The organism is Bacteroides intestinalis, from assembly GCF_003464595.1.
Classification (GTDB): Bacteria; Bacteroidota; Bacteroidia; order Bacteroidales; family Bacteroidaceae; genus Bacteroides; species Bacteroides intestinalis_A.
This window is the reverse complement of record NZ_QRZF01000009.1, coordinates 43,438-63,778: the sequence shown is the minus strand read 5'-3', so window position 1 is coordinate 63,778 and position 20,341 is coordinate 43,438. Positions and strand designations below refer to the sequence as shown.

The following is a 20,341-nucleotide window of genomic DNA, read 5'->3' as shown; positions in this document are numbered from 1 at the left end:
GTATCTATACTTTTTCTATTAAATCTTCTTCCACATACCAAAGGTATCCTTCTATGTTTTCTTTCAGATACCCCATGCGAGTGAGCAATTGCATATACCCTTGCACTTGCTTATTATACTTTTTATTTTGTTTTCCGAATTTGAAATCTATAACGACAATCTCATTGCCGCGCATCATTACACGGTCGGGTCGGCGGGTACGTAGTTCACCTCTTTCCTGCCAGATGATATCACATTCATTGAACAGGTGCCAGCTTCCCGAATACCAGTCTTGAACTTGGGGAAGCGAGAATGCATGATGGGTCAGTTCCCGGATTTTCTCTTCCGTTTCGGGTTTTCCGATAATACCTTCAAAGACAAGTTGGTCAATAGCATTATCAATATCTTCCTCTGTTTCAATGGCTGAGAAAAGGGTATGTAAAAGTCGTCCCCGGTTTATGAAGCGATTGTCGGATTCTTCTTCATCAACTCCCTGGATAAAGTCCGCAGAACGGTTCGACTGTCGGAATTCTATATCATGCCTCATGCTTTCCATGTGTACCGGGAGTTTGTCAGGCTTTTGTGCAAGGCGATTGGCAGAAACCTTAGGGGCGTCGGGTAGGTGTTCATCTGTTCCTGTGTGCTTTGATGGACAGAGTTCTCCATTTTCAAAAGGTTCTTCTTCATCCCAGTTTTCATCACCTTCCCGGGTGGCTACTTGTGGCAGAGCATTTGCCAATAATTCCGACATGGTACCTTTTTGCCCTTTCTTGCACCAGAAAATTAGATTCTTTCCGGCACGGGTGAAAGCTACATAAAGTAGGTTCAGGTTATCCACCCAGAGTTGCAGGCGTTCATCCAGATAATTTTGCCGATACACAGATTCCGCCATGGTAGAGGAATAATTTACCGGAACGATGTCGAGTGTACTGAATGGTGCTTCCGTAGGTGAACACCATATCAATTGATTATTAGTTTCATTCTCGAGTTTCCAGTCACAGAAAGGAATGAGAACGGTATGAAATTCCAGTCCTTTTGATTTATGAATGGAAAGGATACGGATGCCGTCCATTTCTCCACTGGGGATAGTCTTATTACATAATGTCTCGTTCCAGTAGCGGATAAATGCGTCCAGGTCCGAAGAATTATTTTGAAGGTATTCAGTGACAGCATCGAAGAAGGAAAAAAGGTAAGCATCCTGCTCTTCAATCCGTTTCATATCAAACAGGCTGAATAATTCTTCCAACAATTCGTAAAGTGGCATTAATCGGAGAGTTTCCATACCTGTAACGAATGCTACGGGCAGTGCTTCTTCAGGTTTCGCGGTCAGTAAGCTGTCCCAGTTGCCTCCCTGTTTTTTGATTCCTAATTCATAGTTCATCATGAGCGATGCGCATGCCACCTTGTCTTCCGGATTGGATAAGTAGCGTAAGGCATCTATCAACATACAGATGGCCTGTGAAGCATCCAGTCGGAATGCCTCGTCCGAGACGACAGGCAGGTGCATGGTCTTGTCAAAATAGTCAGCAATGGGAGGGATATTTTTATTTTTGCGTACCAGAATGGTGATATCGTTTAGCTTCACGCCTGCTTCCAGTAACCGTTGCACTTCTTCTCCTAACGAGATAATGGTGAGTTCTGTATAGTCATGTTCTTCGTCCGGTTCCAGAAAGGTTGCTTTGATGTATCCTTTAGCTTCCGTTCGTGGCGATTCCTGGGCAACATCTGCATAAGCCCGTTGCAGGGGATGACAGTCTTCTTGCAGCTCTTTCAGGTGGAGCATATTTAGATATTCCACGGCTGCGGTAAATAAGTTATTATTGAAGCGGATGACATTCGTTTCACTTCGACGGTTGGTCTTAAGTGTTTCTACACGTACCGGAAAAGGGAAAGAAGAATCTTTTGTACCCAGCGTGTTCAATATTCCCCAGTCGCCGTTTCGCCAGCGATAGATAGATTGTTTCACATCTCCTACGATCAAACTGTCCGCTCCTTGTGAAAGACCTTCAAGTAGCAGAATCTTGAAATTATCCCATTGCATCCGGCTGGTGTCCTGAAATTCATCGATCATTACGTTTCGTATATTGGCACCGATTTTTTCGAATACGAAGGAAGAATCCCCATCCCGTACCAGATTATGGAGCAGTGCATTCGTATCTGATAATAGGAAGCGGTTATGTTCCCGGTTCAGTTCACGCACTTCTTCGTCGATATGGGCAAGTAACTGTAATTTATTCAAGTGTTGCAGGGACAGTCGGCAACTATTTACGATCTTATTGTTTCTTGGTCTGAAAGTTTCAGCATCCTGTAATAACGGGAGTAAGCTTGTTTCGGCCAGCCGAATAATTTCGTTTTTCTGTGCAGATGTTTTGGTAGCCCAGTTTTTGGCATCATCCAGACTGTTCTTCAGTGTGGCATTTACTGTATCTTTATCTGATAAACGCCCATCCCGCAGTTTGCGAAAATAGCTGCCTATACCTCGTGCCCCACCTTTCAGATCTTCCGGTGTGAGGGCATGTGCTTCCAGTTCGCCAATGAATTGGTCGTAGAAACCTTTCATTTGTTCCAGGGCTTCCGTTTCCATTTCCCTCAGTTCGTTGCGGTATAGCTTGATAGTATTGGGATCTTTCAGTTGTTGGCGGAGTCCTTCACCTTGTTCTATATAACCTTCATCGAAGATATTCCAGCCAAAGCGTTTGATTTCATTGGATACATTCCAGCGTTTATCATCGGCAATACGCTCGTTGATATAGTCCAGTAGCCAGGCCAATACGGGAGAGGATGGAGTTAGTTTCTCTATCAGACTGTCCACTGCATCACTCAGAACTTCGGTATTATTCAGTTCGATATTGAGGTTCGGGCTTAGTTCCAGTTCGCGTGCCAAATTACGCATCACAGATTGGAAAAAAGAGTCGATGGTTTCCACCCGGAAACGACTGTAATCGTGCAACATGTACTGTAAAGCGGTTCCGGCTGCCAGGCGGATATCGTCTTCAGACAGGCTCTTCCGTTGTAAGTCTTCTCGGATACGGTTCAGGTAGGGTTCGGATGCCGGATCGCTTACCCAAATTCCGTAGAGTTGTTGCAGGATGCGCTCTTTCATCTCTGCCGTAGCTTTATTGGTGAAGGTTACGGCAAGAATTTGCCGATAAGCCCTTGGGTTGAGTATCAAGTGTTTGATGTACTCTACAGCGAGGGTAAATGTCTTTCCAGAACCGGCTGAGGCTTTATATACTAATAATTCCATGTAAACTTACGAGATTGAACTTTGGTACAAACATACGCAAAAAGCATGAATTAGAGGGTATGTCTATGGCAATTCTATCTGTTAATTTTGATTCAAACGAGGGGTATGGACATAAAAAAAGGAGTACCGCTGTACTCCAACCTTTGTTAACCTTAAATCTAATACTATGAAAAACACAGTGCAAAGATACGGACTTTTGGAATACTTGCAAATTATCCAAAAGAAAAAGTATGTTTAATAACACTTATTAGCCAAAATAGCTTCTAATTCTATTTATTTTAAGAAAAAGAACGCTTCCTTTCATCTTCTACCTACCAACTCCGTATCAACGCCGTACCAAGTCCGTACCAAGTCCAAGCGTATAGATACGGAGTAAATACGGACCTGACACGGTTCGGATAAGCAGGAAGAGAGAAAGCAACACTGATATGCTATGCTTTCTCTTTCAACAGATCTTCCATTTTCAGTAATTCGTCACGATATTGTGCTGCTTCGATGAAGTCGAGCTTCTTGGCAGCCTCCTGCATGAGTTTTCTGGTACGTTCGATACTCTTTTCCAGTTGTGGGCGAGACATGTATTGCACAATAGGATCGGCAGCAATACTGGCGGAATTCTCTTGCTCGACGTAGGGACGGGGAGTAGTTGTTCCTTTTTCGGTAAAGCCATTTTCCAGTGCAGTATTGGATGCAAATACATTGAGGTTCTTCGCCTTTTTGATTTGTTGGGGAGTGATACCATGTTCCTCATTATACTTTAGCTGCTTTTCACGGCGGCGGTTGGTTTCGTCAATCGTCAATTGCATGCTTTCTGTGATACGGTCGGCATACATGATAACCATACCATTTACATTTCGGGCGGCACGTCCGGCAGTCTGCGTCAGTGAGCGGTGTGAGCGTAGGAAGCCTTCTTTGTCTGCATCAAGAATTGCCACGAGTGAGACTTCCGGCAGGTCTAATCCCTCACGCAACAGATTGACCCCGATAAGTACATCGTATAATCCTTCACGCAGATCACTCATAATCTTCACGCGTTCCAATGTGTCTACATCGCTATGGATGTAGTTACACTTCACATTGTTATTCAGCAGGAATTCCGTCAACTCTTCTGCCATGCGTTTGGTAAGCGTAGTAACCAGCGTACGTTCGTTCTTTTCGATACGAATCTGGATTTCCTCCATGAGGTCGTCTATTTGATTGTGACTGGGACGTACTTCAATAATCGGATCGAGCAAGCCGGTAGGGCGAATAACTTGTTCCACAACAACACCTTCCGACTGAATCAATTCATAATTGGCAGGTGTGGCACTTACATAAATTACTTGTTTTGCCATCTCCTCAAACTCTTCAAATTTCAACGGACGATTGTCCATGGCAGCCGGAAGGCGGAAACCATATTCTACAAGGTTGATTTTACGGGCACGGTCACCACCATACATGGCACGTATTTGAGGGACGCTCACATGACTTTCATCTATAACGATCAGAAAGTCTTCCGGGAAGAAATCCAATAAACAATAGGGGCGACTACCGGCACTACGACCGTCAAAGTAGCGCGAATAGTTTTCAATACCAGAGCAATGACCTAATTCGCGTATCATTTCCATATCATATGTTACCCGTTCCTGGAGGCGCTTTGCTTCAAAGGGGCGTCCTTCACTTTCAAACCATCGCACTTGTTTATGCAGATCATCTTCTATCTCATGGATAGCCCGCAGGGTGGCCTCTTTGGAGGTCATGAAGAGGTTGGCTGGATATATTTTGTATGCATCGAAACGAGCGATGGTCACACCGCTTATCGGATCGACTTCTTCGATACTGTCTACTTCATCTCCCCAGAAAATAATGCGCAGCAGATTATCTGCATAAGCCAGATAGATGTCTACCGTATCTCCCTTCACACGGAAGTTACCGCGGTTCAGATCAATATCATTGCGTACATAGAGGCTGTCTACCAGGCGACGCAGGAAAACATTCCGGCTGAATGCCTTTCCTTGTTGTACTTCTATCACATTCTCATAGAAATCCGACGGATTTCCCATACCGTATATACAAGATACAGAAGACACTACCACCACATCTTTCCGACCTGAAAGTAGGGAAGAGGTGGCTGCAAGCCGCAGTTTGTCTATCTCATCATTGATGGCAAGGTCTTTTTCTATATAAGTATCCGAAGATGGCAGATAAGCTTCGGGTTGGTAATAATCATAATAAGAAACGTAATACTCTACAGCATTATTGGGGAAGAAAGCTTTAAACTCACTGTAAAGCTGCGCTGCCAATGTCTTGTTATGGCTCAATATTAACGTTGGTTTATTGATATTGGCAATCACATTGGCTATGGTGAACGTCTTTCCCGAACCGGTGACACCAAGTAATGTTTGTGCGGGAACTCCCTGAAGTACGCCCTCAGTGAGCTCTGCAATAGCTTCCGGCTGATCTCCGGTTGGCTTATAGGCGGATGTTAATTCAAATTTATTCATTTTCTCTCCTTATGGACGGCAATATTCGGGAAAATACTTGAGATAAACAAAATTTTTTTATTCCTTTGCAGGAAATAAGAATTAATAATAACCATCAATGTAATACAACAAAGACATGATTTGGAATGAAAGCATCGAATGTATGGATCGTGAAAGCCTTCGCAAAATCCAGAGCATTCGCCTTAGAAAGATCGTGGAGCATGTTTATCACAACACTCCTTTCTACCGTAAAAAAATGCAGGAACTGGGAATTACCCCGGACGATATTAACAGTATAGACGACATTGTAAAACTTCCTTTTACTACAAAATACGACCTGCGCGATAATTATCCTTTCGGACTTTGCGCTGTACCTATGAGTCAGATCGTACGTATCCATGCCTCGTCCGGTACAACAGGAAAACCTACTGTAGTGGGATATACCCGTAAAGACTTATCTTCTTGGGCAGAATGCCTTTCGCGTGCGTTTACAGCTTATGGTGCGGATAGTTCCGACTTTTTCCATGTGGCTTACGGATATGGTTTGTTTACCGGTGGTCTGGGTGCACATGCAGGTGCGGAAAACATAGGAGCTTCTGTTATTCCGATGTCGAGTGGTAACACAGAGAAGCAGATTACTTTGATGCATGATTTCGGTTCTACGGTGCTTTGCTGCACGCCTTCGTATGCGCTTTATCTCGCGGATGCCATTAAAGACTCCGGTCTTTCACGTGAAGAGTTCAAGTTGAAGATTGGTGCTTTTGGTGCAGAACCCTGGACAGAGAACATGCGTAATGAAATTGAAGAAAAATTAGGTATAAAAGCCTATGACATATATGGACTGAGTGAAATAGCTGGTCCTGGTGTGGGGTATGAGTGTGAGTGTCAGCATGGCACTCACCTTAATGAAGATCATTATTTTCCTGAAATCATCAATCCGAATACACTGGAACCTGCGGCTCCGGGTGAAACGGGTGAGTTGGTCTTTACGCATCTCACTAAAGAGGGCATGCCTTTGTTGCGTTATCGCACCAAGGATCTAACCGCTCTGCATTATGACAAATGTACTTGTGGGCGTACGCTTGTTCGTATGGATCGCATCCTCGGTCGTAGTGATGATATGCTTATTATTCGTGGAGTCAATGTATTCCCGACTCAGATAGAATCCGTTATCCTTGAAATGCCGGAATTTGAGCCGCATTACCTTCTGATTGTAGACCGCAAGAACAATACCGATACTATGGAGTTGCAGGTTGAAGTGCGCCCGGAATACTATTCGGATGAAATTAACAAGATGCTGGCATTAAAGAAGAAAGTGGCAGCTCGCTTGCAAAGTGTGCTTGGACTGGGAGTAGATGTACGCCTGGTAGAACCTCGCAGCATTGAACGCAGTGTTGGTAAGGCTAAACGGGTTATCGATAAACGGAAACTTTAATTAATTATAAATTATGAATTATAAATTATTAATTACCTGTGGGATGTCCGTAATTTATCATTCATCATTCATCATTCATCATTCATCATTAATAATTAAGATCATGGTAGCAAAACAACTTTCTATTTTCCTTGAAAACAAGTCCGGTCGTCTGACCGAAGTGACTGAAGTGCTTGCGAAAGAAGGTGTCAATCTTTCCGCTCTCTGTATTGCCGAGAATGCTGATTTTGGTATTCTTCGTGGCATTGTATCTGAACCGGATAAGGCATATAAAGCTTTGAAAGATAATCATTTTGCAGTGAATGTAACGGATGTGGTAGGCATTAGTTGTCCCAATATTCCGGGATCATTGTCAAAAGTCCTGCGCTTCTTGTCCGATGAAGGTGTTTTCATCGAATACATGTATTCGTTTGCTAATGGTAACACTGCTAATGTTATCATCCGTCCCAATGACATGGAGAACTGCATCCGTGTGCTGACTGAAAAGAAAGTGGACTTGCTTGCAGCAAGTGATTTGTATAAATTATAATGACCGTTATTTTCGACCGTTCATTATCCCGTTTTGTCGTGAATAGACGGGCGTTTGTCGGTCAATGTCTGGTTTTTGAAAAATTAAGGTTCGTATCGTTGCTTTATTCGATGCGAACCTTTATCTTTGCACATTATTTGAAAAGCTAAGAATGAAGAAGAATATCTTAATAACTTTGCTTGCAGCAATATTGCTCTCCTCGTGTGGAGAGTACAATAAACTGTTAAAAAGCACCGATTATGAATATAAGTATGAGGCGGCAAAGAACTACTTCGCAAAAGGGCAGTACAACCGTGCAGCAACGTTGCTTAATGAGTTAATTGCTATCCTCAAGGGTACAGACAAAGCAGAGGAATCCCTCTACATGCTGGGTATGAGCTATTATAACCAGAAAGACTACCAAACGGCAGCTCAGAGTTTTGTCCAATATTATAATGTATATCCCCGTGGTACGTTTGCAGAATTGGCACGTTTTCATGCAGGTAAGGCATTGTATCTGGATACCCCGGAACCTCGTCTCGACCAGTCTGGTACTTACAGTGCTATTCAGCAGTTGCAGATGTTCATGGAGTACTTCCCGCAGAGTTCAAAGAAAGATGAAGCTCAGGATATGATATTCAAATTGCAGGATAAGTTGGTGATGAAAGAGTATCTTTCAGCCAGAATGTATTACAATTTGGGTAACTATTTGGGAAATAACTATCAGTCTTGTGTGATTACTGCACAAAATGCTTTGAAGGATTATCCTTATACGAATCTTCGCGAAGATCTGTCTATCCTTATTCTGCGTGCCAAATTTGAAATGGCCATATATAGTGTGGAAGATAAGAGAGCAGAGCGTTATCGTGAAACGGTGGATGAATATTATGCTTTCAAGAATGAGTTTCCTGAAAGTAAATATATGAAGGAAGCCGAGAGAATCTTTAAGGATTCCGAGAAGATGTTGAATGAGGATAAGCAAACAGATATAGGATAATATTAATTTAGATATTTATGGATTATAAGAAGACAAATGCTCCTGGCACCACGGTTACCCGTGACATGATGGAGTTGTGTGCAGATACCGGTAACGTGTATGAAACCGTAGCTATTATAGGTAAGCGTTCGAATCAGATCAGTGTAGAGATCAAGAATGATCTTTCTAAGAAACTGGCAGAGTTTGCTTCCTATAATGACAATCTGGAAGAAGTGTTCGAGAACCGGGAGCAGATTGAAATTTCACGCTATTATGAGAAGTTGCCGAAGCCGACGTTGATTGCAACGCAAGAGTACGTTGAAGGTAAAATCTACTATCGTAACCCGGCTAAGGAAAAAGAAAAATTACAGTAAATGAAATTACTACGGAGGTGTGTTCAAGTAAAGTTTGCTTGGACACACCTCTGTTGTTTTAATAAGGAAAAGAACAATGATACAACGTATTCAATCTATTTATTTATTGATAGTGACAGGCTTGCTGATAGCTGCCATGTGTTTGCCTGTAGGACAGTTTATTGCTTCAGACGGAGTGACTGCATATGTTTTTAAGCCGTTGGGTGTAACGCTGACGGAAGATGCATTTCAATCTACATGGGGCTTATTCGGAATTTTATTTTTAAGTACAGTCGTGGCATTTTGTACTATCTTCCTCTTTCGTAACCGAATGTTGCAGGTTCGTATGACGGTATTCAATAGTATTTTATTGATCGGATATTATGCAGCATTTTTTGTATTTATGTTTATGCTAAAAGATGATTTGGATGCAATGACTTTCCAGTTAGGCTGGGCACTTTGCCTTCCTGCTATTTCTATCATTTTAAATTATCTGTCTTTCCGTGCTATCTATCGTGATGAGGTAATGGTGAAAGCAGCTGATCGATTGAGATAAAAAGAAATCAGATAAAAGAAAGCGTCCCGGGACTTCTGCATAAAAGTCCCGGGACGCTTTCTTTTATCTATCTTAGAATTATTTCTTGAGATCGAACAGGTAAGTTATCTTAGCCACTATAGTGCCATGTGCCGAACGTGAGAAATAGTCTTTCTTTGTACTCTTATAAAAGTCGGATAAGGCATAATAGTATCTTCCTTCTACGAGGAAATTTCCGGCTTTAGTGCGTAGTTCCAGTCCTGCACCACCCGTAATACCATAATCGAATTTATTCTCTACATCTTTATCATGCTGTTCCGGAGTTGTGAAATTTTCCCACGCATCATTTTTCTTTCTGGTATCGCTAATAAAGAAGCCTATCTGTGGACCTGCATGGATGAAAAACTGTACTCCACGATCTCTACCGAAAGCCAAATGTGCCAGAAGCGGGATTTCCACATAATTCATTGTACGTGTATATTCCAGTTCGGGATGGTCTTCATCAAATTCACTCCAACCATGCTGTGAGAAATTCAATTCTACTTGTGCGCCGCAAATCATACTGAAATACTTTTCAGAGATGTAGCGTGCTGTTAGACCACCACTGATGCCCATCAGGTTTTTTTGCCGGACAGTAGGAGAGAAGCTGACGCTATTGATATTGATACCGCCATTGAAACCTACTGCTAAGTTATTGCGTTGTTCGCCTATTTGTGCACGACCGGGCAAAGTCCATACAGTAAGTAACAGGACGGGTCCTATAATGTTTTTTATCTTCATTGTCTTTGAGTTTAAAAACTTCTGTTATCAATCATAATCCAGTTTCACCAACTCATAATTTTTGGTGAAGCGTACAAAGAACACTTTCTTGTTGATGAAGCCACCCCAATTGTTTACGCGTTGGAACTTAAATCCGGTTTGAATAGGAATGAGGTCCATGCGTTGCATATTTTTCTCTAACTCAGAGCCATAGCGTGACAAACCTTTCAAGAAGAAATAACCGGTATCAAAGCCTAACATTCCGTATTTGGGGTAACGTTCATCCATCTCTTTACCGTACCATCTGCGGTAGTTCTTGGTGAAGCTGATAGCCGCAGGTAATAAATTGTTGGTATAGAATGATGAATAGAAGTAAGTATCCAGTTCAAAGAATGTTTCCAAGTGGTCCTTGGTGTAGGTTTGCCATTCCGGATAGCCAAACAGATGAATGTTACTTTTCGGATTCTCACGAACCAACAAGGTTAGTTGAGGTAATATTTTTAGTAGAGTCACATTGCTTCCCGATGTAGGGATGAATATATTTTCCCGATCGGAACGTAACACGGTTTTCAGGGATTCTGCCGTTGCATCTTCTTTCAGGGATTTCATTGGAATGGAGCGATTCTTCAGTTCATCCTTTAGTCCTTTGATAAATTCAGCTTTATCTTTTGTGCCTGTACTGGCCTCTATAAAGATAACATTGGCATTCGGGAATTGGCGAACAAAATGGTCGTATACTTCTGAGTAAAGATATGACTGAGGAGTGTTAATCTGATAGATGGTAGGGTTACGGAATACACTATTGTCTTTGGATGAAAATGGTACTACCAGACGGATATCATTCTTTTGGGCAAAATCAGCCAACGGTTTGATTTGTTGTTGATAAAATGGGCCGAAGATAATATCCATATCCTTCATCTCCTTCTTAGAGAGGATTGGATTCAGAGAAGCATTCTCAGGACCGGAATTATAAGCGTACAAATCAATGGAAACTCCGCTGCGTTTCAAACTGTCTACTGCCATGAGGAAGCCTTCATAATATTCTATCACACGGGCAGCCTCGCTCTTGGAAACATCCAGGAAAGGAAGAATCAAGGCAGCTTTAATAGTGCTGAAACGTTCTGTTGCTTTCTTGTTCTCACTGAATAATTCGGTATCACTGGGTGCTACCTGTGGTTGGGTAGGCTTCTCTACTTGCGCAGTAGGATAAGGAATACAGAGGAAAGTACCTTTCTTAATTTGGTTTTCGCCTTTCAGTTCCGGGTTGGCTGCTATCAGTTCTGCTTCGGAAATACCATATTCGCGACTGATACTGTAGACTGTTTCTTTCCGTTTAACTTTGTGCATATCCCGGCAACGAGATTGTACAGGTCCCTGAATCAAGGGAATTGCAGGCTCATTAACGGTTTCTGTAGTAACTATGCTTACTTCGCTGGCGGAAGGAATGCGTATTACCTGTCCGATGCGAAAGTTCTCGGCACTCAGTCCGGGGTTGGCATCACAAATGGCTTTGGCAGATACACCATATTTTACAGTCAGCCGATACAGGGTTTCGCCCTGGGCTATAGTATGAAAAGTTTCAGTTTGCGTATTGGCAGCCGTACGTGGAATGCGTAAAGTGCGTCCTACAAATATTTTTTCATCGCTTCCTGGATTCAACTTTACGATGTCCGACTGTGTGACACCATACATACTGGATATGGAATAAAGGCTTTGCCCTTTTTCAATGGTATGCAGAAAATATGACTGGTTCTCTTGTGCAATTGCTCCGAGACTGCATGCACCGGCGAGCAGCAAAGAGCAGAAAATCCGGTTAATCGTTCTCATTCGATATCGTTGGTTTACGTTTACAATTTCCCAAAGTAGCTGCAAAGGTAAGGATTTTGCCTAAATTTAACGAAAGGAATGCGTTAAGAAATAATATTGTGCATTTTAAAACTGAAAAATCTTATGTATCCGCTGATATTCGCTGGGAAACCGTTATTTTTGCAGGTATTATGCGATGCGGATTGTTTTCATATATCGGTTGTGTGGCGATACTGTTGCTCGGGTATTTACCGGTGTGGGCTGACGGGGGAAGGACAGGACTCTTGGAAGTGGCTCCCGTGGCTATTTTGCTTTCCGAAAACGGAGCAGCTTCGGAAGAGAACGTTTCTATCTCTCCGGATGATACCTATACGGGTGCCGCTCCTCTTGAATTTCGTTTTATGTGGAGAGATGAAGACTCCGGGGAGCCATCGGATGAGACTGCAAACTTCCGTTATGAATGGAACTTCTCTCGCGACGCAGCTTTCAATGATATTTTCCTGACGCGCTTTGATGCTGAAACTATTTATAGTTTTCAGGAATCCGGTATGTTTTATGTCCGTTTGACTATGACGGATGTTGAGACAGAAGCAACGAATACCTCCGGTACTTTTATGATTCGTATTACCGAATCGGAACTTAAAGTGCCGAATGCTTTTTCACCTAATGGTGACGGAGTGAATGATGTGTTTCGTGTAAAGCATAAGTCGCTGGTTCGCTTCAATGCGTATGTTTTCAATCGTTGGGGACAGGAACTTTACCGCTGGGGATTACAGAATATTGATGCAGGATGGGATGGTACTGCGCATGGAAAGAATGTTCCTGAAGGTGTTTATTTTATAGTGGTAGAAGCGGAGGGAGCAGATGGAGTTAATTACAAGATTAAAAGTGATATTAATATATTAAGATAAATGACAGAAGAAACAGAATACATCAATGTATATGGTGCGCGCGTGCACAATCTAAAAAATATCGATGCGGAAATTCCCCGTAACAGTCTTACCGTTATTACGGGACTGAGCGGAAGCGGCAAGTCGTCGTTGGCATTCGACACGATTTTTGCCGAAGGACAGCGTCGGTATATCGAAACCTTTTCTGCGTATGCTCGTAATTTCCTGGGAAATCTGGAGCGTCCCGATGTCGATAAGATTACGGGATTGAGTCCGGTAATTTCTATTGAACAAAAAACGACGAATAAGAATCCCCGTTCTACAGTCGGCACTACAACAGAAATTTATGATTATTTGCGTTTGCTTTATGCACGTGCCGGTATAGCTTATTCTTATCTTTCGGGTGAGAGAATGGTGAAATACACTGAAGAACAAATCCTCGATCTTATTCTGAAAGATTATAAGGGCAAGAAGATTTATATTCTCGCCCCACTGGTACGTACCCGTAAAGGACATTATAAAGAATTGTTCGAGCAAGTACGCAAAAAAGGATATCTCTATGTACGTGTAGACGGTGAGATACGTGAGGCATTGCCCGGCATGAAGCTGGATCGTTATAAGAACCATGATATCGAGGTAGTTATCGATAAACTGATTGTGACGGATAAAGATGATGTTCGTCTGAAAAATAGTGTGGCTACCGCGATGCAGCAAGGTGACGGTTTGTTAATGATACTTGATTTGCAATCCGAAAATGTGCGCCATTATAGCAAGCGGTTGATGTGTCCCGTTACAGGCTTGTCCTACCGTGAGCCGGCGCCCCACAATTTTTCATTCAACTCTCCGCAAGGTGCTTGCCCTAAATGTAAGGGATTGGGAGTTGTGAATCAGATTGATGTGGAAAAAGTGATTCCGGATCGGGAACTGTCTATATACGAAGGAGCTGTCATTCCATTGGGTAAGTACAAGAATAGCATGATTTTCTGGCAGATTGCCGCTTTATTGGAAAAATATGAAGCTACCTTGAAGACTCCTGTTAAGGAATTGCCGGATGAAGCCATTGATGAAATTCTCTACGGTTCGGATGAGCGTATTAAGATTAAAAGCTCTCTTATCGGCACTTCCTCCGATTACTTTGTAACGTTTGAGGGAGTAGTGAAGTATATTCAGATGTTACAGGAAAAGGATGCTTCCGCTACTGCGCAAAAGTGGGCGGAACAGTTTGCTAAAACTACTGTATGCCCTGAATGTAAAGGAGCGAGGTTGAATAAAGAAGCCCTTCATTTCCGTATCCATGATAAGAATATCTATGAACTGTCTTGTATGGATATCAATGAGCTTTACGACTGGCTGATGAATGTCGATCAGTATCTGGATAATAAACAGAAACAAATTGCTGTCGAAATATTGAAAGAAATCCGCACCCGTTTGAAATTTCTGTTGGATGTGGGACTGGATTACCTTGCTCTTGACCGTGGTTCTGTAACCCTTTCCGGTGGTGAGAGCCAGCGTATCCGTTTGGCTACTCAAATCGGTTCGCAATTGGTAAATGTACTTTATATTCTTGATGAGCCGAGTATTGGCTTGCATCAGCGGGATAATCAGCGGCTTATTCATTCTCTGAAGGAGCTGAGGGATATCGGTAACTCCGTCATTGTTGTGGAGCATGATAAGGATATGATGATGGCTGCCGATTATGTGATTGATATGGGTCCGAAAGCCGGACGCTTGGGTGGTGAGGTTGTTTTTGCAGGAACTCCAAAGGAAATGTTAGAGACACATACGCTGACATCACAATATCTCAATGGTGAACGTGAGATAGAAATACCCCAAAAACGTCGTGAAGGTAATGGGCATAGCCTTTGGTTGCGTGGTGCACGGGGGAATAACCTGAAAGGGGTGGATGTGGAATTTCCTCTTGGTAAGTTGATCTGTGTCACCGGTGTATCCGGTAGCGGAAAATCTACGCTTATCAATGAAACATTGCAACCTATTCTTTCGCAGAAGTTCTATCGCTCGCTTCAGGATCCTCTGGAATACGATAGCATCGAAGGATTGGAAAACATCGATAAGGTGGTAAATGTGGATCAGTCTCCGTTGGGACGTACACCGCGTTCTAATCCGGCCACTTATACGGGAGTCTTTTCTGATATTCGTAATTTGTTTGTAGGATTACCGGAAGCCAAAATACGCGGTTATAAGCCGGGACGTTTCTCCTTTAATGTGAGTGGCGGACGTTGTGAAGCATGCCAGGGAAATGGTTACAAAACAATTGAAATGAACTTTCTGCCTGATGTATATGTACCCTGTGAAGTCTGTCATGGCAAACGCTATAATCGTGAGACATTGGAAGTGCGCTTCAAGGGAAAATCTATTGCTGATGTACTGGATATGACCATTAACCGTGCGGTGGAGTTCTTTGAAAATGTGCCGCAGATTCTGAATAAGATTAAGGTGATACAGGAAGTCGGTCTGGGATATATAAAGTTGGGGCAATCTTCCACCACACTTTCCGGTGGTGAAAGCCAACGTGTGAAACTGGCTACGGAACTTTCCAAGCGAGATACGGGAAAAACCCTTTATATCCTTGATGAGCCTACTACCGGACTTCACTTTGAGGACATTCGTGTACTGATGAATGTACTTAATAAACTGGTGGACAAAGGTAACACAGTGATTGTCATCGAGCACAATCTGGATGTTATCAAGATGGCTGATTATATCATCGATATGGGTCCTGACGGTGGTAAGGGTGGGGGGCAACTCCTCAGCTGCGGCACACCGGAAGAAGTGGCGAAAAGTAAGAAGGGATATACTCCTAAATTCCTGAAAGAAGAATTAAAAGGATAAATTATGAAGATCAATAAAACAAATGCGGCAAGGCTTTTGGACAAGGCCAAAATTGCATACGAACTGATTCCCTATGAAGTGGATGAAAATGATTTGAGTGCTATTCATGTGGCTGATAGCTTGGGGGAGAATATCGAGCAAGTATTCAAAACCCTTGTACTGCATGGTGACAAGAATGGTCATTTTGTTTGCGTCATTCCTGGCGAACATGAAGTGGACCTGAAGCTGGCTGCTAAGGCTTCCGGTAATAAGAAGTGTGATCTTATTCCGATGAAAGAATTACTTCCTTTGACGGGATATATTCGTGGGGGATGTACTCCTATCGGCATGAAGAAACCTTTTCCTACATATATTCATGAATCTTGTCTCAATTATCCTTATATCTACATAAGTGCAGGTCAGCGTGGCCTGCAGCTTAAACTTGATCCAAATGATTTAATTAAGGAGGTTCATGCTGAAGTTTGCATCCTTTTTCATGACTAATTTCACTTTTTTACAGGTTATTTCAGCAAAATGTATATATTTGCATTTAATAAACGAAAATCAATCTAATTACTAATTTAAAAACTTATATCTATGTTCAAGAATCATCCTAAAGGTCTGTTGGCAGCTGCTATCTCCAATATGGGCGAAAGGTTCGGCTACTACATCATGAATGCCGTACTGGTACTGTTCCTCTGCTCCAAATTCGGCCTGAGTGACGAAACCAGTTCCATTATCTACTCGGTCTTTTATTGTGGTATCTATGTACTGAGTTTGGTAGGCGGTATTATTGCCGATAGGACGCAAAACTATAAAGGAACAATCATGTCAGGATTGATAGTGATGTCATTGGGTTATGTCATTCTATCTATTCCTGTACTGTCTACTACTGAAAATATTGGTTGGTTGCTTCCTTTGACTTGTGTCTCTTTGTTTTTCATAGCTTTCGGTAACGGACTTTTTAAAGGAAATTTACAGGCTATCGTAGGTCAGATGTACGACAACCTTGAAAAAGAAGCTGAGAAAAAAGGACCTGAAGCCTTGAAGCTGGCTAAGAGCCGTCGTGATTCTGGTTTTCAGATATTCTATGTATTTATCAATATTGGTGGTTTGATTGCACCTTTTGTTGCTCCCTTGCTTAGAGAATGGTGGCTGAAGGTTCATAGCATGATGTATAATGCTGATCTGCCTGCATTGTGCCATCAATATATTAAGGAAGGTGGAGATATGGCTTCCGATAATCTCTCTAACCTAAATGAGCTGGTTGTCAAAGTAGGAGGTACGGTAACAACTGATTTGAGCGTTTTCTGTACCCAATATCTTGACGTATTCAATACAGGTATCCACTATTCATTCATAGCTTCGGTAGTAGCTATGCTTATTTCTCTTTTCATCTTCATTGCATGTCGGAAGGTATTCCCTACACCGGGCAAGAAGGAAAAACAAGAATCGGTGACTTATACCCCTGCAGAGAAAGCAGCTATGGCAAAGGAGATAAAGCAACGTTTGTATGCACTGTTTGCTGTATTGGGTATCGTGATTTTCTTCTGGTTCTCATTCCATCAGAACGGACAGTCGCTTTCACTTTTTGCCCGCGACTTCGTAGTAACCGATAGTATTGCACCCGAAATTTGGCAAGCTGTGAATCCATTCTTTGTGATAGTACTTACTCCGCTCATCATGCTCTTCTTTGGTGCGCTTTCCCGTCGTGGTCAGCAAATTTCTACTCCTAAGAAGATTGCCATTGGTATGGGTATTGCAGGACTTGCCTTCTTATTCCTTACCATTTATTCGGCAATGCAAGGTTATCCTTCAGGCACTGAGTTTAAGGCGATGGCTGACTCTGCCAAAGCAGGGTTGAAGGCTGGTCCGTGGGTGCTGATTGTGGTTTATTTCTTCCTGACTGTAGCTGAGCTTTTTATTTCGCCGCTGGGTCTTTCATTTGTTTCTAAGGTAGCTCCCAAGCATATTCAGGGCTTGTGTCAAGGCTTGTGGCTGGGTGCAACAGCGATAGGAAATCTATTCTTATTCCTTGGTCCTATGATGTATAATAAGATTCCTATCTGGCAGTGCTGGACTGTGTTCTTTGTTATTTGTCTTGTGTCAATGGGTGTTATGTTCGGCATGGTAAAATGGTTGGAACGAGTAACGGAATAATTAGAAGTTGAAAATTAAAAATTAAAAATTAAAGGCTGCGCAAGGTTCTCTTTTGAACTGCGCAGCCTTTAATTTTCAATTTCTAATTGATCTCCAGCCCCATTATAAAATCATTCATATAATATCCGTTTCCTATCGGAAAATCCCCTTCCCTCAATTTCCTCATTCCCATACGTTCATAGAAATTCAGCGCTTTGTTGTTGCGGTTCACATTTAATTCCATCAGGCATGGACCGGGATGTACTTCCTTGATATATTTGACGGCTTCATGGAATAAGAAGCTACCGCAATGTGATCCTTGAAAGGAGGGGAGTACATATATTTTCTGTAAATGGAAGAGGTCTTCACCTTGTTGTTGCACAGATACATAACCACACACTTCCTTGTCCTTGTATCCAATGAAATATACATGCCCTTCTTCTTCCATTTGCTTGCGGATGTTCTCTATGGAGTACATCCATTCCATCATGTAATCGTTTTGCTCCGGTGAAAGTATGTCCTTGTAAGTCTCCGGAAATATCTGCCATGCAAGTTTATGAATCAGCTCACAATCGGCTGTAGTTGCTTTTCTGATAGTTAACATAGTTCGTTGTATTTACAGTTTGGTCGCAAAGATACATTTTTCTCTTATATGTTATTCTCTCCCTTGGCGCTTTATTAATAAGGTGTGAATAGATAATAATGTTAATCAAATAAAATACAAGGTACTTTGTATTGCATAGTACTAAGATAATACATATATTTGTGTCATACAAAGAAAAGCTCTATTTCAATCAGTTGCTATCTTTGCTATAAAATAGAAAATTGTCGAATCGTAAACCAATAAGAGATGGACGTAAATAATGTAAAGTCGCAAATGCGTAAGGGCATGTTAGAGTATTGCATCATGCTACTGCTTCACAAAGAACCGGCCTACGCTTCGGATATTATCCAGAAACTTAAAGAAGCCAAGCTGATTGTAGTGGAAGGAACGCTTTACCCGCTGCTCACTCGTCTGAAGAATGACGATCTGTTAAGTTACGAATGGATAGAGTCCACACAAGGACCACCACGTAAATATTACAAGCTCACCCCGAAAGGGGAAGTTTTTCTTGGAGAGTTGGAAATCTCCTGGCGTGAGTTGAATGAAACAGTGAATCATATAGCCAACTATTAGATTCAAGATATTAAAAACCTCGTATCAGTATAAATTTTAAAAACAAATAGCAATGAAAAAGACATTAACAGTAAATTTGGGCGGAACTGTTTTCCACATTGATGAAGACGCCTATCGCCTTTTGGATAACTATCTATGCAATCTGAAACTGCACTTTAGAAGACAAGCCGGTGCTGACGAGATTGTAAATGACATCGAACTTCGCATCTCTGAACTTTTTTTAGAGAAGCTGACTGCTGGCTCTCAAGTGATCACTATAACCGATGTAGAAGAAGTAATCAATCGTATGGGGAAACCTGAAGAGATGGAAACAGGTACGGAAGAGAATACTGCTTCCGGTTCCGGAAATACGAAGGGCGCCTTCGGTGAAGGTTATGGTTCCGGTTCCTGGAATGGTGATAATAATTCTTCTTATACTTCAACCCGTCGCCGTTTGTATCGCAATCCGGACGATAAAATGCTGGGTGGCGTGATAGGGGGACTTAGTGTTTATTTAGGCTGGGATTCCACTTGGTTCCGTTTGGTTCTTGTTTTTTGCGCAATTTTTGGTTTCAAGTTCTTGATCCCTATCTATATCATTTGCTGGATAGTGATTCCTGAAGCTCGTACGGCGGCTGAGAAGTTGAACATGCGTGGTGAAGCTGTTACGGTAGAGAACATTGGAAAGACTGTAACTGATGGTTTTGAGAGAGTTACAAATAATGTAAACGATTATATGAAGTCTGATAAACCTCGTACTTCTATGCAAAGGACCGGTGATACGTTGTTAATGATTGTCGGTTGGTTCCTGAAGATTTGTCTGATTATTGTGGCTATCATTTGCAGCCCGGTACTGTTTGTTTTCGGTATTGTATTTGTGGCTTTGCTCTTTGCCGCTATTGCAGTTGCTATTGGTGGTGGGGCAGCGTTGATGTCTTGGTTCCCGGCTATTGATTTTGTATTATCTACATCTCCTTTGTCAGCCATCGTACTATATATTGCAGGTATCCTCGTAGTGGGTATTCCTCTGGTTAGCCTTGTTTTCGCAATCTTCCGTCCGGTGTTCAATTGGCAACCTATGGTTTCCGGGTTGAAGTGGACATTGCTCATTCTGTGGATTGTTAGTGCTACCATCTTCTTTATCTGCTATACCATGCAAGGATTTACATTCCCGGAATTGCTGATGCGAGGGTAACAGATTGTTATTTTAGTTTTTCTGGGGGCTTGGAGATATTCTTTAAAATATCTCCAAGCTATTTTAATTAACCAT

Annotated in this window: 16 protein-coding genes; 11 read left to right on the top strand and 5 right to left on the bottom strand. The window is 42.2% G+C overall.

Going from position 1 to position 20,341, the window contains the following annotated elements:
* Positions 1-4: 4 nt before the first annotated feature.
* The gene (locus DWW10_RS13840) at positions 5-3,226 is read right to left on the bottom strand and encodes a UvrD-helicase domain-containing protein (RefSeq protein WP_022393821.1); all 3,222 of its coding nucleotides are present in this window, start codon (positions 3,224-3,226) and stop codon (positions 5-7) included.
* Between the two features lie 431 nt (positions 3,227-3,657).
* Positions 3,658-5,706 (bottom strand): excinuclease ABC subunit UvrB, encoded by a 2,049-nt coding sequence (gene uvrB / locus DWW10_RS13830; RefSeq protein WP_118421641.1) that lies wholly within the window; start codon positions 5,704-5,706, stop codon positions 3,658-3,660.
* A 115-nt stretch (positions 5,707-5,821) separates the two neighbouring features.
* Between uvrB and DWW10_RS13820 the strand changes: the two genes are divergently transcribed.
* The 5 genes from DWW10_RS13820 (at position 5,822) to DWW10_RS13800 (ending at position 9,513) form a co-directional block, all read left to right on the top strand.
* Complete coding sequence (locus tag DWW10_RS13820; RefSeq protein ID WP_118421678.1) at positions 5,822-7,120, top strand: phenylacetate--CoA ligase family protein; 1,299 nt, start codon at positions 5,822-5,824, stop codon at positions 7,118-7,120.
* Positions 7,121-7,223: 103 nt separating this feature from the next.
* The gene (locus DWW10_RS13815; RefSeq protein ID WP_007663046.1) at positions 7,224-7,649 is read left to right on the top strand and encodes an amino acid-binding protein; all 426 of its coding nucleotides are present in this window, start codon (positions 7,224-7,226) and stop codon (positions 7,647-7,649) included.
* Between the two features lie 151 nt (positions 7,650-7,800).
* Positions 7,801-8,625, top strand: a complete 825-nt coding sequence (locus tag DWW10_RS13810) for an outer membrane protein assembly factor BamD (RefSeq protein WP_118223612.1) — start codon at positions 7,801-7,803, stop codon at positions 8,623-8,625.
* A 17-nt stretch (positions 8,626-8,642) separates the two neighbouring features.
* Complete coding sequence (locus DWW10_RS13805) at positions 8,643-8,978, top strand: DNA-directed RNA polymerase subunit omega (protein ID WP_022393490.1); 336 nt, start codon at positions 8,643-8,645, stop codon at positions 8,976-8,978.
* A gap of 76 nt (positions 8,979-9,054) precedes the next feature.
* Entirely contained in the window at positions 9,055-9,513 is a 459-nt protein-coding gene (locus DWW10_RS13800) for a DUF4293 domain-containing protein (protein WP_118223613.1), read from the top strand.
* 78 nt (positions 9,514-9,591) lie between these two features.
* Here DWW10_RS13800 and DWW10_RS13795 read toward each other — a convergent pair whose 3' ends face one another.
* Complete coding sequence (locus tag DWW10_RS13795; RefSeq protein ID WP_118421642.1) at positions 9,592-10,272, bottom strand: porin family protein; 681 nt, start codon at positions 10,270-10,272, stop codon at positions 9,592-9,594.
* Positions 10,273-10,299: 27 nt separating this feature from the next.
* Positions 10,300-12,078: a LysM peptidoglycan-binding domain-containing protein gene (locus tag DWW10_RS13790; RefSeq protein WP_118421643.1), complete on the bottom strand. Its 1,779-nt coding sequence runs from the start codon at positions 12,076-12,078 to the stop codon at positions 10,300-10,302.
* A 98-nt stretch (positions 12,079-12,176) separates the two neighbouring features.
* Here DWW10_RS13790 and DWW10_RS13785 point away from each other — a divergent pair, with 98 nt between their 5' ends.
* The 4 genes from DWW10_RS13785 (at position 12,177) to DWW10_RS13770 (ending at position 17,936) form a co-directional block, all read left to right on the top strand.
* Positions 12,177-12,968, top strand: coding sequence for a T9SS type B sorting domain-containing protein (locus DWW10_RS13785; protein ID WP_259320487.1), 792 nt, complete (start codon positions 12,177-12,179; stop codon positions 12,966-12,968).
* On the top strand, positions 12,969-15,797 hold the full coding sequence (gene uvrA / locus DWW10_RS13780; protein WP_118421645.1) for an excinuclease ABC subunit UvrA: 2,829 nt from the start codon (positions 12,969-12,971) through the stop codon (positions 15,795-15,797).
* A gap of 3 nt (positions 15,798-15,800) precedes the next feature.
* Positions 15,801-16,280 (top strand): Cys-tRNA(Pro) deacylase, encoded by a 480-nt coding sequence (gene ybaK, locus DWW10_RS13775; protein ID WP_007213889.1) that lies wholly within the window; start codon positions 15,801-15,803, stop codon positions 16,278-16,280.
* Between the two features lie 93 nt (positions 16,281-16,373).
* Positions 16,374-17,936, top strand: coding sequence for a peptide MFS transporter (locus tag DWW10_RS13770; protein ID WP_118421646.1), 1,563 nt, complete (start codon positions 16,374-16,376; stop codon positions 17,934-17,936).
* A gap of 82 nt (positions 17,937-18,018) precedes the next feature.
* Here the strand turns inward: DWW10_RS13770 and DWW10_RS13765 are convergent, their stop codons facing one another.
* On the bottom strand, positions 18,019-18,519 hold the full coding sequence (locus DWW10_RS13765; protein ID WP_118421647.1) for a GNAT family N-acetyltransferase: 501 nt from the start codon (positions 18,517-18,519) through the stop codon (positions 18,019-18,021).
* Between the two features lie 246 nt (positions 18,520-18,765).
* Between DWW10_RS13765 and DWW10_RS13760 the strand changes: the two genes are divergently transcribed.
* Together DWW10_RS13760 and DWW10_RS13755 are read left to right on the top strand one after the other, a co-directional pair.
* Positions 18,766-19,092, top strand: a complete 327-nt coding sequence (locus DWW10_RS13760; RefSeq protein ID WP_007213892.1) for a PadR family transcriptional regulator — start codon at positions 18,766-18,768, stop codon at positions 19,090-19,092.
* 52 nt (positions 19,093-19,144) lie between these two features.
* Complete coding sequence (locus DWW10_RS13755; protein WP_118421648.1) at positions 19,145-20,266, top strand: PspC domain-containing protein; 1,122 nt, start codon at positions 19,145-19,147, stop codon at positions 20,264-20,266.
* Positions 20,267-20,341: the final 75 nt, after the last annotated feature.